Raw genomic sequence first — 14,833 nt, 5'->3', positions numbered from 1 at the left:
TCCTGCCCCATGCCCAGGAAGTGAGACACCGGGTACGGCTGCCGGACATGCGGTAGGGTGCCTCGCATGTTCGCGCATTCGACCCAGAACTGGTGGTGGACCGCTCATCCGGCGGCCCGCTGACTGCGCGTAAGAAAGACTTCGCGAAGGCCGCCCGAGGGGCGGCCTTCGGCGTTTCCGGGGCCGTTCCTCTCCGTCGACATGATCGACGACGATCGAGAAGGAACCCGGACCCCATGAACCTGCTGGACCTGCTGCACGACCCGAGGCCGTTCGCCCTGCTGCGGCGCCGTGCCCCGGGCCATGACGGCGACACCGTCGAGCTGCTCCTCGGCCCGGTCGCCACCTACGACCGCCTCGCCGACCTGCCCGATCGGGGTCTCGCCCTCGTCCCCTTCCGCCAGATCCGCGAGCGCGGTTTCGACGTCCGCGACGACGGCACGCCGCTGGCCTTCCTCACCCCCGAGGAGTCGTACGAGATCCCGCTCGCCGACGTGCTCGCGCAGCTCCCGGACGAGGACGTGCGGGTCGAGGGCGGCGGGTTCGACGTCGGTGACGAGGAGTACGGCGAGATCGTCGGGCGGGTGCTGCGCGAGGAGATCGGGCGGGGCGAGGGCGCGAACTTCGTGATCCGGCGCACGTACGAGGGTGAGATCCCCGGCTTCTCCCGCAGGGACGCCCTCGCTCTGTTCCGGCGGCTGCTCGTCGGGGAGCGGGGGGCGTACTGGACGTTCGTCGTGCACACCGGGGACAGGACGCTGGTCGGGGCGAGCCCCGAGGTGCATGTGCGGATGTCCGGCGGCACGGTCGTCATGAACCCGATCAGCGGGACCTACCGCTATCCCGCCGAGGGCCCGACCCCGGAGCATCTGCTCGGCTTCCTCGCCGACGGCAAGGAGATCGAGGAGCTGTCGATGGTCGTCGACGAGGAATTGAAGATGATGTGCACGGTCGGCGACATGGGCGGGGTCGTTATCGGGCCGCGGCTGAAGGAGATGGCCCATCTCGCGCACACCGAGTACGAGTTGCGCGGGAAGTCCTCGCTGGATGCGCGCGAGGTGCTCAAGGAGACCATGTTCGCGGCGACCGTCACCGGCTCGCCGGTGCAGAACGCCTGCCGGGTCATCGAGCGCCACGAGGCCGGCGGGCGCGGCTACTACGCGGGCGCCCTCGCCCTGCTCGGCCGGGACAGCGGCGGCGCCCAGACCCTCGACTCTCCCATCCTGATCCGCACCGCCGACATCTCGGGCGAGGGGCGGCTGCAGGTCCCGGTCGGCGCCACGCTGGTGCGCGGCTCGGACCCGGCGGGCGAGGTCGCGGAGACGCACGCGAAGGCGGCGGGCGTGCTGGCGGCCCTGGGGGTGCGTCCGGCGCGGCCGCGCGGTGAGCACGCGCGCGTGCGGCTCGCCGACGACCCACGCGTGCGTGCCGCGCTCGACGGGCGCCGGGCCTCGCTCGCCCCCTTCTGGCTGCGGATGCAGGAGCGGTCCGCCGAGCTCGACGGGCACGCCCTGGTGGTCGACGGGGAGGACACCTTCACGGCGATGCTCGCGCATGTGCTGCGGTCGAGCGGGCTCGACGTGACCGTCCGGCGCTACGACGAGCCCGGACTGCGGGAGGCGGTGCTCGCGCACGAGGGGCCGGTCGTGCTCGGCCCCGGCCCCGGTGACCCGTCCGACCTGGACGACCCCAAGATGCGGCTGCTGCGGGGGCTGACCGCCGAGGTGCTCCAAAGCCACCGGCACGGCGTCCTCGGCGTCTGCCTGGGGCACGAGCTGATCGCGGCCGAACTGGGGCTGGAGATCGTGCGCAAGGACGTGCCCCATCAGGGTGCGCAGGCCGCGATCGACCTGTTCGGGCACACCGAGACGGTGGGCTTCTACAACAGCTTCGTGGCGCGCTGCGACGAGGAGGCGCACACCGAACTGGCCGCACACGGAGTCGAGGTCAGCCGCGGCCCGTCGCACGAGGTGCATGCGCTGCGCGGTCCGGGCTTCGCCGGTGTGCAGTTCCACCCGGAGTCGGTGCTGACCCTCAACGGCGCAGCGGTCGTACGGGAGTTGATCGCTCAGCTGCGCAACACGACGGTGTAGCCGTCCGGGGGCCGACGGCCCCCGGACGCCCGGACGGGACCGCGTCAGCCGAAGAAGACCCCGACCTCCTCGTACAGCTTCGGATCCACGGTCTTCAGCTTGGCCGTCGCGTCGGCGATCGGGACGCGGACGATGTCGGTGCCCTGCAGCGAGACCATCTTGCCGAAGTCGCGGTCGCGGACGGCCTCGATGGCGTGCAGGCCGAAGCGGGTGGCGAGCCAGCGGTCGAAGGCGCTCGGGGTGCCGCCGCGCTGGATGTGCCCGAGCACGGTCGTACGGGCCTCCTTGCCCGTACGCCTCTCGATCTCCTTGGCCAGCCACTCGCCGACGCCGGACAGCCGGACGTGCCCGAAGGAGTCCAGCGACTCGTCCTTGAGCACCACGTCGCCGTCCTTGGGCATGGCGCCCTCGGCGACGACCACGATCGGGGCGTACGAGGCCTTGAAGCGGGAGGTGATCCAGGCGCAGACCTGGTCGACGTCGAAGCGCTGTTCGGGGATGAGGATGACGTTGGCGCCGCCCGCGAGCCCGGAGTGCAGGGCGATCCAGCCGGCGTGACGGCCCATCACCTCGCAGACCAGGACGCGCATGTGGGACTCGGCGGTGGTGTGCAGACGGTCGATGGCCTCGGTGGCGATGCCGACCGCGGTGTCGAAGCCGAAGGTGTAGTCGGTGCCGGACAGGTCGTTGTCGATGGTCTTCGGTACGCCGACGACGGGCACTCCGTACTCGTCGGTCAGGCGCGCGGCCACGCCGAGGGTGTCCTCGCCGCCGATGGCGATGAGCGCCTCGACCTCCAGCTTGGCGAGGTTCTCCTTGATGCGCCGGATGCCGTTGTCCTGTTTGAGCGGATTGGTGCGGGAAGAACCGAGGATGGTGCCGCCGCGCGGCAGGATGCCGCGCACGGCGGGGATGTCGAGGCGCACGGTGTCGCACTCCAGCGGACCGCGCCAGCCGTCCCGGAAGCCGACGAAGTCGTAGCCGTACTCCTGCACGCCCTTGCGGACGATGCCCCGGATGACGGCGTTGAGCCCGGGGCAGTCGCCGCCTCCGGTCAGTACTCCGACCCGCATGGAAAAGTCCCTTCGCCGCGGTTGCCTGGTGACAGCCACGCTAATGGTGAGCCGCGTCACAGTGGGATGGGCGGGAAGGGCATTTCCGGTGAAGCGCCGGGCGTCCGGTTTACGCGTCGTCAAGCCGGCGCCGGTCAGGCGTCGTCGAGGCCTCGCTCGATCGCGTATCGCACCAGCTCCACCCTGTTGTGCAGCTGGAGCTTGCCGAGGGTGTTCTGGACGTGGTTCTGGACCGTGCGGTGGGAGATGACCAGACGGTCGGCGATCTGCTTGTAGCTCAGGCCCTTGGCGACCAGGCGCAGCACCTCGGTCTCGCGGTCGGTGAGCTGGGGCGCCCTGGGCTCGTCGGGATCCGAGGAGGGCGCGGGCTCGGAGGCGAGGCGGCGGTACTCGCCGAGGACCAGCCCGGCCAGGCCCGGGGTGAACACCGGGTCGCCGACGGCCGTACGGCGCACCGCGTCGAGCAGTTCCTCGGTCGACGCCGACTTCAGCAGATAGCCGGTGGCCCCCGACTTCACGGCCTCCAGGACGTCGGCGTGCTCACCGCTCGCCGACAGCACCAGGACGCGCAGCGCCGGGTTGTGGCCGACGAGTTCCTTGCAGACCTGGACGCCGGGCTTGGCGGGCAGGTTGAGGTCGAGCACCAGGACGTCGGGGGCGGCGGCCTTGGCGCGGCGCACGGCCTGCTCGCCGTCGCCCGCGGTGGCGACCACGTCGAAGCCGGACTCGGTCAGGTCGCGGGCGACGGCGTCGCGCCACATGGGGTGGTCGTCGACCACCATGACCTTGATCGTGTCCTGCCGTTCGCTCATCGCTGCCCCGCCTTCGCGTCCTTGGGTACCTTCAGCTCGACCTCCGTGCCCTGCCCCGGGGTCGAGATCAGCTCGGCGCTGCCACCGAGTTCGCGCAGCCGCCCCCGGATCGACAGGGCGACGCCGAGCCGCCCCTCCCCTTCCGCCTGGGCGAGCCGCCCCTCGGGGATGCCGGGTCCGTCGTCCCGTACGGTCACCACGACCTCGCCGGGCTCGTCCTCGACGAGGATCCACGCGCGCGCGTGCTCGCCCGCGTGCCTGCGGACGTTGTCCAGGGCTGCGCCGACGGCCGCGGAGAGTTCCTTCGCGGCGGGCGCGGGCAGCAGCACGGGGGCACCCGGCTCGGCGAAGCTGACCCTCGCCGCCGCGTACGGGGCGAGGAGCGCGCGCAGGTCCACCGGACCGTCCTCGTCGGGGGAGGGCTCCTCCACGACCCGTACGACCGCGCCGTCGGCCGCGTCCTCCGAGGCCCGGGACAGCGGGAGCAGACCGCCGGAGACCAGGGTGCGCAGCGCGACCTCCTGCTCGCCCGCCATCCGGCCCAGCTCGGCCGCCTCCCCGCCGATCACCAGGCCCCGGCGCTGCACCATCGCGAGCACCTGCAGGACGCCGTCGTGGATGTCCCGGGCCAGCCGCTCGCGTTCCCTCGTCGCGGCCTCGATCTCCAGGGCCCGGGCGAGGGTGCGCTCGGAGGCGCGGGCGACCTCGACGACGTAGCCGATGGCGATGGCGGCGACCCAGACGAGGATGACGTTGTGGACGGTGTCGCGGGCGGGGGCGCCGCGCTCGATCAGGTTGGCGGCGGCGACCGGCGTGGAGGCGAAGGCGGCCCAGCGCCAGCCGCCCTTGATCGCGTACGCGAGGACGGAACCGGCGGTCCATATCGACGGCAGGGTGGGGCCGCCGCTCTGGATGTGCTGGTCGCTGACGGCGATCGGGGTGAGCAGGATGCCGGTGAGCGCGACGGCGAGGTCGACGGCGAGGAAGCGTTTGGTGCAGGCGGCCGCGTTCTGGACGCGGGGCAGGGTGGCGAGCGTCCAGACGAACAGGACGACGAAGTAGACGACGGCGACGCCCGGGTGGTCGTACTCGTCGTAGGCGGTGGCGAACAGGCCGACCGCGTACAGCATCGTGAGCACCCGGTAGGCGGTGAGCGCACGCCACAGCGGCTGCTCGACCGACATCCTCATGACTCTCTCGCGCTTGGCCACTTCCCCCACCCCCAGGCCCGGACCGCCCCCCACCTTAGGGCTAGGACGGCTCCTTCTCGGCCTGTTCCTTCTCCGCCTGCGCGAGTGCGGCCTTCGCCGCCTTCTCGGCCTCCTTCTCGGACTTCGCCGCCTCCGCGATCTGCCGCTTGGCGGCGGTCGCGTACATGTCGACGTACTCCTGGCCGGAGAGCTTCATGATCTCGTACATGACCTCGTCGGTGACCGCGCGGAGCACGAAGCGGTCGTGCTCCATGCCCTGGTAGCGACTGAAGTCGAGGGGCTTGCCGATGCGGATGCCGGGGCGCATCAGCTTGGGCATCACCTGGCCGGGCGGCTGGATCTTCTCGGTGTCGATCATCGCGACGGGGATGACGGGCGCGCCGGAGGCGAGCGCCACGCGCGCGAGGCCGCCGGGCTTGCCCCGGTACAGCCGGCCGTCGGGCGAGCGCGTGCCCTCGGGGTAGATCCCGAACAGCTCGCCGCGCTCCAGCACTTCCAGGCCGCTCCTGATGGCCGCCTCGCCCGCGCCGCGCGCCCCGGAGCGGTCCACCGGGAGCTGGCCGACGCTCTTGAAGAAGGCCGCCGTCAGCCGGCCCTTGACGCCGGGCGTGGTGAAGTACTCCGCCTTGGCGATGAAGGTGACCTTGCGGTCGAGCATCGCGGGCAGGAAGAACGAGTCGGAGAAGGAGAGGTGATTGCTCGCCAGGATGGCGGCGCCCTCGGCCGGAATGTTCTCCATGCCTTCCACCCATGGCCGGAAGGCAACCCTCAGCGGTCCCCCGATGGCGACCTTCATCGTGCCGTACAACAACCGAGTGCCTCCTGATTCCTTCGCTCAGACCTTAACCCGGCCCACCCCCAAAGGCTCCGACGGCCCTGGTCGGTGTCAGTGCGGTCGCGTACGGTGAAACACACCTGGACTTCACGTCACTCTCATGAACTGTCACTTCCTCTTGAACTGTCACTCCTCATGAACAGGAGACCGAAGGTGCCGGTCCTTCCTGGAGCCGAGCCGTACCGCCATGAGGGCGGGGACACAGGCGTCCTCCTCTGCCACGGCTTCACCGGTTCCCCCCAGTCGCTGCGTCCCTGGGCCAAGCAGCTGGCCGCGCGCGGCCTGACGGTGTCGCTGCCGCTGCTGCCCGGCCACGGCACCCGCTGGGAGGACATGCAGCTCACCGGCTGGCAGGACTGGTACGCCGAGGTGGACCGCGAGCTGCGCTCCCTGCGCGAGCGCTGCGCCGAGGTGTTCGTGGCCGGCCTGTCGATGGGCGGGACCCTGGCGCTGCGGCTGGCGGCGAAGCACGGGGAGGCGGTCCGCGGGGTGGTGGTCGTCAACCCGGCCAACCGCATGCACGGCTTCTCGCCGTACGCCCTGCCGGTGGCCCGTCATCTCGTACGGACGACGCGGGGCATCGCGAGCGACATCGCCAAGGAGGGCGGCGCCGAGCTGGGGTACGACCGGGTGCCGCTGCACGCGGCCCATTCCCTGCGGAACTTCTTCCGGCTGGTCGACGGCGAACTGCCGCAGGTCACCCAGCCGCTGCTGCTCCTGCGCAGCCCGCAGGACCATGTCGTGCCGCCGGCCGACTCGGCGCGGATCCTCAGCCGGGTCTCCTCGCACGACGTGACGGAGATCCTGCTGGAACAGAGCTACCACGTGGCGACGTTGGACCACGACGCGGACCGGATTTTCGACGAGAGCCTCGGGTTCATCGCCCGGCTCGCACCCAGTGTCGGCAAGGAAGGGACGGCCGTAGGTGGCTGAGCACGACTCGGACCGCGAGGATCTCGAACCCGACGAGCAGGGCGTCCCCTTCGACGAGGACGCCGCCTGGGCCGCGATCGTCGCCGGTTACGGCGACGAGCCGAAGGACCCGCCGGGCAGCAAGCCCTTCAAGCCCATCGAGGATCTGGCGCTGCTGGAGACGGAGCCCAACGACAGCAAGGACGGGCCCGAGGACCAGGCACCCGGGAAGGACAAGCCGGCGAAGCCCCTCGGCGGCTCGGTCTCCTTCGCGCCCGGCGTGGGCCCGCGCGACTACGCGTCGGCCGAACCGTCCGAGGACGACTTCGACGAGGACGACGAGGGCCACTTCGTCCCGCCGGAGCCGCCGCCGCTGCCCGCGGCCGACCCGACCTCGAAGTTCGCCTGGCTGGGCGTGATCGGCGGTCCGATCCTGCTGCTGCTGGCGGTGGTGCTCGGCTGGGACATGACATGGTGGCTGACGACGCTCAGCGTCGGCGGTTTCGTGGGCGGCTTCGTCACCCTGGTCGTACGGATGCGGACGGACGACGAGGACGACGACGACCCGGGGCGCGGGGCCGTCGTCTGAACCTCGGTCGGCCGTGACTTTCGTAACCCTCGGCTAGCCGATCGGCACCTTGAGGGCGGCCAGGACCGGAAGGTGGTCCGTGGCCGCCCTCAGGTCTGTCTCCGTCACCCCCGGCAGGTCCAGCGGAACCCCGCAACCGAGCACCTCGACGCCCTTCGTGGCGAAGATCGCGTCGATGCGCTGGAAGGGGGTGAGGGGCGTGAAGGTGTGCTCGCCACCCCAGGGCGTCACGGCGTGGCAGTCCTGCAGGCCGTCGGCGAGGCGGCCGAAGGTGCGGCCGCCGGGCCGCTCGTTGAGGTCGCCGCCCGCGACCGCGTGGTCCACGCCGAGGCCGGCCAGGCGGTCCAGGAGCATGCCGCCCTGCTCGTACCGCTCGTCCTTCTGCAGCGAGAGATGGCAGCTCAGGACGCCGAGGCGGGCGCCGCCGAAGCGTACGACGGCGGTGGCGAAGCCGCGCCGGTGCTGCCCGGGGGTGAGCGGCAGCAGCACGTCCTCGGTGCGCTCGACGGTGGCGCGCAGGCTGCACAGGATCGCCGGTCCTGCGGCCGTGGCCCCTCCGGTGAGCACCACCAGGCCGGAGGCCGCGGCCAGCCGGGCCAGCTTCTTGCGCCAGCGGAAGAACCGGGGGGCCTCCTGGACCAGCACGAGGTCCGGCGCGCATGCGCCGATAACCCGCGCGAGGGCCGCGGTGTCGTCGCGCATGGAGCGGATGTTGTAGCTGAGGACGCGGAGAACGGAACCGTCGGGTTCGGTGCGGGAGTTGGGCAGCGGGGTCGAAGTCGCCATGACGATCAACATACGACGAGGCCCGCCGCCCCGGGGCGGGGCACGGCGGGCTCATCACGTTCAGCGGCGGCCGGATGCGGACACCGGCGGCACTGGACACGGGTTGCGCGGTCACCGGCGGCACTGGACATCGCCGCGCGGTCACCGGGCTGCACCGGGCTACATGATCGGGTCGGGCTCCCGGGCCAGGTCCGCCGCGCCCACCAGACCCGCGCCGTTGCCCAGCTGGGCGGCGATGACGTCCGCCACCGGGCGCCAGTTGCCGCCGACGAGCCAGCGCTTGTAGGACTTGCGGATCGGGTCGAGGACCAGTTCCCCCTCGTCGGAGAGGCCGCCGCCGACGATGAAGGCGGACGGGTCGAAGAGGGAGGCGAGGTCGGCGAGACCGGCGCCCACCCAGCGGGCCAGCTCGCGGTAGGAGTCGGTGGCCACCGGGTCGCCCTGGCGGGCTGCGATGGAGATGTGCTTGCCCTCGATGCCGTCGGGGCTGCCGTCGCCGAGCGCGAGCAGGATCTCGGCCCGCTCGGGGGTGGCGTTGGCGCGCTGCTTGGCGTATCTGACCAGGGCGCGTCCGGAGGCGTACTGCTCCCAGCAGCCCTGCGAGCCGCAGCCGCACAGCAGGCCGTCGGGCACCATGCGGATGTGGCCGAACTCGGCGGCGACGCCGAAGTGGCCGCGGCGCAGCTTGTTGCCGATGATGATGCCGCCGCCCAGGCCCGTGCCGAGGGTGATGCAGATGACGTTGCGGTGGCCCTTGCCCGCGCCGAAGCGGTACTCGCCCCAGGCGGCGGCGTTCGCGTCGTTCTCCACGACGACCGGCAGGCCCACGCGGGCCTCGACCTTCTCCTTCAGCGGCTCCTGGCGCCAGTCGATGTTCGGCGCGAAGTACACGGTGGAGCGCTGCCGGTTCACATAGCCGGCCGCACCGATGCCCACGCCGACGATCTTGTGTCCGGCGCGCGCTCCCTCGACGGCGGAGGCGATGGCGTCCACGATCCCGTCGGGCGTGCCCGGGGTCGGCACCTTGTGGGTCGAGAGGATGCTGCCTTCCTCGTCGACCACACCGGCCGCGATCTTGGTACCGCCGATGTCGACGCCGATGGTGAGTCCCATGAATCCCTCAGTTTCGGTCGAGCCCCGCTACGGCCAACCGTACCCGAGGCCCTGCCCTGCCAGTCCTGCTGTCCAGCGTCCGGGCAGGCGGGAGCCCGGGGGCAGGGGGTGGGGGCGGGCCGTCAGTCCAGATCGATGCGCTGTCCTGGACCGGTTCCCTCACCGTCGTCGCGGCGTTCGTCGAGGTCCTTGTGGAGGTCCGCCGCACGGGTGGTCCACCGCTGTTCCTGGGCCTGGACCGCGGAGCGGTAGGCGGCGAGGAGTTCGTTGCCCGCGGCCGCGAGGTGGTCGAAGACGTCCGGGTTGCGTTCGATGACGGGTTCGACGGCGGCCCTCGCCTGCTGCACGACCTGCTTGACGACCTGCTGCGCGGCGGGTCCGGCGACGGAGCCGAGCAGCGGGGACTGACCCGCCGACAGCTTGTCCAGCTTCTCGGAGACGGCGTCGACGAACTTGCGCAGTTCCTCGGCGGCCGAGCCCGGCGGCGGGCCGTACTCGGCGCGGCGGCGGGACTTCTCCGCCGCGAGGTCCTCGGCGCACGCCGTCGACCAGGCGTCGGCGTCGGTCGCCCGCACCTCGCCGGCCGCCTCGTTCCGCTCGGCGCCGGACGGGGGGAGCTCTTCGCTCATGACGACCTCCTGACTACGGTTCGTCCCTACGACGTTACCCGAACGGCCGTATGTGCTTCACCGGGTCCGCGGCCACAGATCCGGGTCGGGTGCGAACCGGATGCTCAGCTCGCCCTCGCGCAGCGCGGCCCCGTCCACGGTGCAGCGGCGCAGTACGGACGGAAGCCGCACGACACGGCGGAACCGGCCCGCCGTGACAACGAGTTCGTCGCCCCGCCGGACGAGGTCCAGGTCCTCGCGGACGGCGCCGGGCAGCGGGATCCGCCAGACCAGCACGCCGTCGTCGGCGAGCCGGTCGGTGACGGGCCACTCGACCGTGGAGGGAGCGCCGTTGACGCCGGGGACGGGCAGGGCGGTCAGGTCGTCGGTGCCGCGCGGGTCGTGGCCGAGGTGGTGCACCGGACGTACGTCGTACGACTCCTGCCACTCCTCCAGCGCCTTGCGCTGCTGGGCGACGAGCCCGGTCGGCCAGCCCTCCGCGGCCCGCTCCGGCAGCACCCGGTTGGCGACCAGGACGTCGGGCCGCAGCCCGCGCAGGGCGAGCCCCAGGGCCGCGGTGCGCACGGCGTCCGCGCCCGCCGGGCCGGGCTCCGCGACCAGCCGTACGACGGTGTCGCGGTCGGCCAGTACGGCCTCGACGGCGGCCAGTTCCGTCTCCCAGCGCGCGGCCGTCTCGTACAGCCACTCCGAGGGCATGGGGACGCCGGTCAGCCTGCCGAGGACCGGGCGCAGCGCGCGGGCGGCCTGGCGCTCGGGCGGCAGCAGCCGGCGCAGATAGCGGCGCAGTTCCTCGGGCAGCGAGAGCAGGGCGAGGGCGCCGGGCACGGGCGGGAGGTCGACGACGAGGAGGTCGAAGCGCTCGGAGAGCGCGGCGTCGCGCAGGGCGCGCAGGAAGCTGAGTTCCTCGGCGCCGGGCAGCGGCGTGACCTCCTCGGCGTCCAGCCGGGCGGCGCCCAGCAGGTCGAGGACGCCGGTCGCGCGTTCCTGGAAGGCGGTGAGGTCGTCCCGGAAGCCGGCCGCCGCGTCGGGGCGCCAGGCGGTGAGATCGGGGGCGACCTGCGCCGGCTCCGGTCCCGTGGCGGTGCCGAGGGCCGCGCCGAGGGTGTCGGTGCGGTCGGCGCTCAGGACGAGGGTGCGGGTCCCCTCGCGGGCGGCGGCCAGGGCGGTGGCGGCCGCGATCGTCGTACGACCGCTGCCGCCGGAGCCGGTGATCAGGATGGTGCGCATGCGCTGAACCGTAACGGAGGCGGGAACGGAGGCGGGCTCGCCGTCGGGTCCGAGCGGCGTCCGGGCAACGCGGGCGTCACTGCTCCCCGGACTCCACGCGCTACTTCTCCCCGGACTCCACGCGCTTCTTCAGCCCGGCCAGCGCCCGGTCGATGATGACCTTCTCGGCCTTGCGCTTGATCATCCCGAGCATCGGGATCTTGACGTCCACGGTCAGCTGGTAGGTGACCTCGGTGGCGCCCGCTCCGGCCGGCTTGAGCAGGTAGGAGCCGTCGAGGGAGCGCAGCATCTGGGACTTGACCAGCGTCCAGGAGACCTCGTGCTCACCGGTCCAGGTGTACGCGAGGACCTGGTCGTCCTTGATCGCGCCGGCGTCCATGACGAGACGGACCTGTTCGGCGCGGCCCTGGGTGTCCGAGGCGAGCACCTCGGCCTCCTTCACCTCGCCGGTCCAGTCCGGGTACCGCGCGAAGTCGGAGATCACCCCCATGACATCGGCCGGTGCCGCCTCGATCGTGATGCTCGAGCTGGTGTGTTCCGCCATCGCTGTGGCTCCTCCAGATGCGGGCCGGTACAGAGGTCGTCGTGCGCACGTGTGTGCCGCGTGAAGGCTACCGCGCACGTGACGAGGGGACTTCACCCCCACCTGCGTTCCGCCGCTGTCGTCCGCTCGCCACGGGAGTCACCATTCGAGCGCCCACGGCTTCCCGGTCCCGGCGAAGTGCCCGACGTTCACGCACTCCGTCGCCCCGATCCGCATGCGCCGCGCGAGCGGCTGGTGGACGTGGCCGAAGAGGGCGTAGCGGGGACGGGTCCTGCGGATCGCCTCCAGCAGCGCCCGGCTGCCGCGCTCGAAGCGGCGCGCGACGGTGTCGTAGACGAGTTCCGGCACCTCCGGCGGGATGTGGGTGCACAGGACGTCGACCTCGCCCACGGCCTCGAGCTTGGCCGCGTACTCCTCGTCACCGATCTCGTACGGCGTGCGCATGGGGGACTTCAGGCCGCCGCCGACGAAGCCGAAGAGGCGGCCGCCGATCTCCACGCGCTCGCCGTCGAGGACGGTCGTGCCCGGTCCGGCGTACTCCGGCCACAGGGGCGGCATGTCGACGTTGCCGTAGGTGGCGTACGTCGGGGTGGGGAAGGCGGCGAACATCTCGGCGTACTGCTTGCGCACCGCCTGCTCGATCACGGCCGCTCGGTCCGAGCCGATGCCGGCCCACAGCCGGGCCCCGAACTCCCGCGCCTCCTCGAAGCGGCGGGCGGTGCGCAGTTCCACGATGCGGTCGGCGTTCTCCCGGCCGAACAGATCGGGGAAGATCCCGCGCGAGTGGTCGGCGTAGTCGAGGAAGAGGACGAGGTCCCCCAGGCAGATCAGGGCGTCCGCGCCCTCGCCGGCGGTGGCCAGGTCACGGGCGTTGCCGTGCACGTCACTGACCACATGAACGCGTGTCCTGCGGTTGCCGGCTGGTGAGGATGCCATGGCGATCAAGGGTAAGCGTGTGCGGTGTACGTGAACAGTGCTGGGTGACCTTGCGGTTACTGGCCAGTCAGTTAGCCGGTGGACTACCGTACGCAAAGGAACACCAGCCTGTGTGACGCAGGGAACATCTCGCCGGGACCCCCTGTCGAAGAAGCCATACCGGCGGGTAACGTCCGGGCCGTCCAGTCGTACTCAGGATTTCAACCTCTGAAAACCCGAGTACCTGCCCGAGCCGTGGACCCCCGTCGCATCACACAATGTCGTGGCGCCGGCGCCCTATGAGGAGCAGCAGTCTTGCGCGAGTTCAGCCTTCCGGCTTTGTACGAGGTCCCTGCGGACGGCAATCTCACCGACATCGTCCGGAGAAACGCCGCGCAGCATCCCGATGTCGCCATCATCGCCCGCAAGGTGGGCGGCGACTGGCAGGACGTGACGGCCGCTGCCTTCCTGACCGAGGTGCACGCGGCCGCCAAGGGGCTCATCGCCTCCGGCATCCAGCCCGGCGACCGGGTCGCCCTGATGTCCCGCACGCGGTACGAGTGGACGCTGCTGGACTTCGCGATCTGGTGCACCGGCGCGATCACCGTGCCCGTCTACGAGACCAGCTCCCCGGAGCAGGTGCAGTGGATCCTCTCCGACTCGGGCGCCACTGCGGTCGTCGTGGAGCTGGACAACCACCTGGCCGCCGTCGAGTCGGTGCGCGACCGGCTGCCCGCCCTCAAGCACATCTGGCAGATCGAGGCCGGCGCGCTCGAGGAGCTGCGCAGGCTCGGCAAGGGCGTCACCGACGGCATGGTCGAGGACCGCAGCTCGCTGGCGCGGGCCGACGACCCGGCGACGATCATCTACACCTCCGGCACCACCGGCCGCCCCAAGGGCTGTGTGCTCACGCACCGCAGCTTCTTCGCCGAGTGCGGCAACATCGTGGAGCGGCTGCGCCCGCTGTTCCGCACCGGCGAGTGCTCGGTCCTGCTGTTCCTGCCGCTCGCCCACGTCTTCGGCCGCATGGTGCAGATCGCGCCGCTGATGGCGCCGATCAAGCTGGGCACGGTCCCCGACATCAAGCAGCTCACCGACGAGCTGGCCTCCTTCCGGCCGACGCTGATCCTCGGCGTCCCGCGGGTCTTCGAGAAGGTCTACAACTCGGCGCGCGCCAAGGCGCAGGCGGACGGCAAGGGCAAGATCTTCGACAAGGCCGCGGACACCGCGATCGCGTACAGCAAGGCGCTGGACACCCCGCAGGGCCCCTCCCTCGGACTGAAGATCAAGCACAGGACGTTCGACAAGCTCGTCTACAGCAAGCTGCGCGCGGTGCTCGGCGGCCGGGGCGAGTACGCCATCTCCGGCGGCGCCCCGCTCGGCGAGCGCCTGGGCCACTTCTTCCGCGGCATCGGCTTCACGGTCCTGGAGGGCTACGGCCTGACCGAGTCCTGTGCGGCCACCGCCTTCAACCCCTGGGACCGCACCAAGATCGGCACGGTCGGCCAGCCGCTGCCCGGCTCGGTGGTGCGCATCGCGGACGACGGCGAGGTGCTGCTGCACGGCGAGCACCTGTTCAAGGGCTACTGGAACAACGAGACCGCCACGGCCGAGGCGCTGACCGACGGCTGGTTCCACACCGGCGACATCGGCACGCTCGACGAGGACGGCTACCTCCGGATCACCGGCCGCAAGAAGGAGATCATCGTCACCGCGGGCGGCAAGAACGTCGCCCCGGCCGTGATCGAGGACCGCATCCGGGCGCACGCGCTGGTCGCGGAGTGCATGGTCGTGGGCGACGGGCGGCCGTTCGTGGGCGCGCTGGTCACCATCGACGACGAGTTCCTGGGCCGCTGGGCCGACGAGCACGGCAAGCCGGCGGGTTCCACCGCGGCGTCGCTGCGCGAGGACCCCGACCTGCTGGCCGCGATCCAGACGGCGATCGACGACGGCAACGCCGCGGTGTCGAAGGCGGAGTCGGTGCGCAAGTTCCGCATCCTGTCCTCCCAGTTCTCGGAGGAGTCGGGCCACCTGACGCCGTCGCTGAAGCTCAAGCGCAATGTGGTGGCGAAGGACTACGCGGGCGAGATCGAG

15 protein-coding genes are annotated in these 14,833 nt (G+C 71.6%); 5 read left to right on the top strand and 10 right to left on the bottom strand.

Going from position 1 to position 14,833, the window contains the following annotated elements:
- Nucleotides 1-66: 66 nt before the first annotated feature.
- On the top strand, nucleotides 67-123 hold the full coding sequence (locus tag JYK17_RS41320; RefSeq protein WP_078516689.1) for a trp operon leader peptide: 57 nt from the start codon (nucleotides 67-69) through the stop codon (nucleotides 121-123).
- A 113-nt stretch (nucleotides 124-236) separates the two neighbouring features.
- A complete protein-coding gene (locus tag JYK17_RS33495; RefSeq protein ID WP_222811848.1) occupies nucleotides 237-2,093 on the top strand; it encodes an anthranilate synthase family protein in 1,857 nt (618 codons plus the stop codon).
- A gap of 44 nt (nucleotides 2,094-2,137) precedes the next feature.
- On the opposite strand, the gene JYK17_RS33490 is transcribed toward JYK17_RS33495, so the two are convergent.
- The 4 genes from JYK17_RS33490 to JYK17_RS33475 all read right to left on the bottom strand — a co-directional run bounded on the left by JYK17_RS33490 (nucleotide 2,138) and on the right by JYK17_RS33475 (nucleotide 5,985).
- Nucleotides 2,138-3,166 (bottom strand): 6-phosphofructokinase, encoded by a 1,029-nt coding sequence (locus JYK17_RS33490; protein ID WP_108013356.1) that lies wholly within the window; start codon nucleotides 3,164-3,166, stop codon nucleotides 2,138-2,140.
- 134 nt (nucleotides 3,167-3,300) lie between these two features.
- Nucleotides 3,301-3,978 carry a response regulator gene (locus JYK17_RS33485; RefSeq protein ID WP_108013355.1) on the bottom strand — a complete coding sequence of 226 codons (678 nt, stop codon included), beginning with the start codon at nucleotides 3,976-3,978 and terminating at the stop codon, nucleotides 3,301-3,303.
- The gene (gene macS / locus JYK17_RS33480; RefSeq protein ID WP_108013354.1) at nucleotides 3,975-5,189 is read right to left on the bottom strand and encodes a MacS family sensor histidine kinase; all 1,215 of its coding nucleotides are present in this window, start codon (nucleotides 5,187-5,189) and stop codon (nucleotides 3,975-3,977) included. Before macS ends, JYK17_RS33485 begins: the two co-directional genes overlap by 4 nt.
- A gap of 40 nt (nucleotides 5,190-5,229) precedes the next feature.
- Entirely contained in the window at nucleotides 5,230-5,985 is a 756-nt protein-coding gene (locus JYK17_RS33475) for a lysophospholipid acyltransferase family protein (protein WP_222811859.1), read from the bottom strand.
- A 192-nt stretch (nucleotides 5,986-6,177) separates the two neighbouring features.
- On the opposite strand from JYK17_RS33475, the gene JYK17_RS33470 reads away from it, so the two are divergent.
- Together JYK17_RS33470 and JYK17_RS33465 are read left to right on the top strand one after the other, a co-directional pair.
- Nucleotides 6,178-6,957: an alpha/beta hydrolase gene (locus JYK17_RS33470; protein ID WP_108013353.1), complete on the top strand. Its 780-nt coding sequence runs from the start codon at nucleotides 6,178-6,180 to the stop codon at nucleotides 6,955-6,957.
- The gene (locus JYK17_RS33465) at nucleotides 6,950-7,525 is read left to right on the top strand and encodes a hypothetical protein (protein WP_108013352.1); all 576 of its coding nucleotides are present in this window, start codon (nucleotides 6,950-6,952) and stop codon (nucleotides 7,523-7,525) included. Before JYK17_RS33470 ends, JYK17_RS33465 begins: the two co-directional genes overlap by 8 nt.
- A 33-nt stretch (nucleotides 7,526-7,558) precedes the next feature.
- Here JYK17_RS33465 and JYK17_RS33460 read toward each other — a convergent pair whose 3' ends face one another.
- The 6 genes from JYK17_RS33460 to JYK17_RS33435 all read right to left on the bottom strand — a co-directional run bounded on the left by JYK17_RS33460 (nucleotide 7,559) and on the right by JYK17_RS33435 (nucleotide 12,718).
- The gene (locus JYK17_RS33460; protein WP_108013351.1) at nucleotides 7,559-8,311 is read right to left on the bottom strand and encodes an endonuclease/exonuclease/phosphatase family protein; all 753 of its coding nucleotides are present in this window, start codon (nucleotides 8,309-8,311) and stop codon (nucleotides 7,559-7,561) included.
- 159 nt (nucleotides 8,312-8,470) lie between these two features.
- Entirely contained in the window at nucleotides 8,471-9,424 is a 954-nt protein-coding gene (locus JYK17_RS33455; RefSeq protein WP_108013350.1) for an ROK family glucokinase, read from the bottom strand.
- A 122-nt stretch (nucleotides 9,425-9,546) separates the two neighbouring features.
- The gene (locus JYK17_RS33450) at nucleotides 9,547-10,053 is read right to left on the bottom strand and encodes a DUF5304 domain-containing protein (RefSeq protein WP_108013349.1); all 507 of its coding nucleotides are present in this window, start codon (nucleotides 10,051-10,053) and stop codon (nucleotides 9,547-9,549) included.
- A gap of 57 nt (nucleotides 10,054-10,110) precedes the next feature.
- On the bottom strand, nucleotides 10,111-11,280 hold the full coding sequence (locus JYK17_RS33445; protein ID WP_222811847.1) for an ArsA family ATPase: 1,170 nt from the start codon (nucleotides 11,278-11,280) through the stop codon (nucleotides 10,111-10,113).
- Nucleotides 11,281-11,380: 100 nt separating this feature from the next.
- Entirely contained in the window at nucleotides 11,381-11,824 is a 444-nt protein-coding gene (locus tag JYK17_RS33440) for an SRPBCC family protein (protein ID WP_108013347.1), read from the bottom strand.
- A 138-nt stretch (nucleotides 11,825-11,962) separates the two neighbouring features.
- Nucleotides 11,963-12,718, bottom strand: coding sequence for a metallophosphoesterase family protein (locus tag JYK17_RS33435; RefSeq protein ID WP_181362532.1), 756 nt, complete (start codon nucleotides 12,716-12,718; stop codon nucleotides 11,963-11,965).
- 336 nt (nucleotides 12,719-13,054) lie between these two features.
- On the opposite strand from JYK17_RS33435, the gene JYK17_RS33430 reads away from it, so the two are divergent.
- The coding region (locus tag JYK17_RS33430; protein WP_222811846.1) for an AMP-dependent synthetase/ligase at nucleotides 13,055-14,833 on the top strand (1,779 nt) is incomplete at its 3' end.

The sequence above is a fragment of the Streptomyces plumbidurans genome, from assembly GCF_019857225.1.
GTDB lineage: Bacteria > Actinomycetota > Actinomycetes > Streptomycetales > Streptomycetaceae > Streptomyces > Streptomyces plumbidurans.
This window is presented reverse-complemented; position numbering and strand designations above follow the sequence as displayed.

What these genes read in the sequence shown, in the direction of transcription:
- JYK17_RS33495 (WP_222811848.1), top strand. Translation starts at nt 237, where the DNA reads ATGAACCTGCTGGACCTGCTGCACGACCCGAGGCCGTTCGCCCTGCTG.
- JYK17_RS33490 (WP_108013356.1), bottom strand. Translation starts at nt 3,166, where the DNA reads ATGCGGGTCGGAGTACTGACCGGAGGCGGCGACTGCCCCGGGCTCAAC.
- JYK17_RS33485 (WP_108013355.1), bottom strand. Translation starts at nt 3,978, where the DNA reads ATGAGCGAACGGCAGGACACGATCAAGGTCATGGTGGTCGACGACCAC.
- JYK17_RS33475 (WP_222811859.1), bottom strand. Translation starts at nt 5,985, where the DNA reads ATGAAGGTCGCCATCGGGGGACCGCTGAGGGTTGCCTTCCGGCCATGG.
- JYK17_RS33460 (WP_108013351.1), bottom strand. Translation starts at nt 8,311, where the DNA reads ATGGCGACTTCGACCCCGCTGCCCAACTCCCGCACCGAACCCGACGGT.
- JYK17_RS33455 (WP_108013350.1), bottom strand. Translation starts at nt 9,424, where the DNA reads ATGGGACTCACCATCGGCGTCGACATCGGCGGTACCAAGATCGCGGCC.
- JYK17_RS33450 (WP_108013349.1), bottom strand. Translation starts at nt 10,053, where the DNA reads ATGAGCGAAGAGCTCCCCCCGTCCGGCGCCGAGCGGAACGAGGCGGCC.
- JYK17_RS33445 (WP_222811847.1), bottom strand. Translation starts at nt 11,280, where the DNA reads ATGCGCACCATCCTGATCACCGGCTCCGGCGGCAGCGGTCGTACGACG.
- JYK17_RS33440 (WP_108013347.1), bottom strand. Translation starts at nt 11,824, where the DNA reads ATGGCGGAACACACCAGCTCGAGCATCACGATCGAGGCGGCACCGGCC.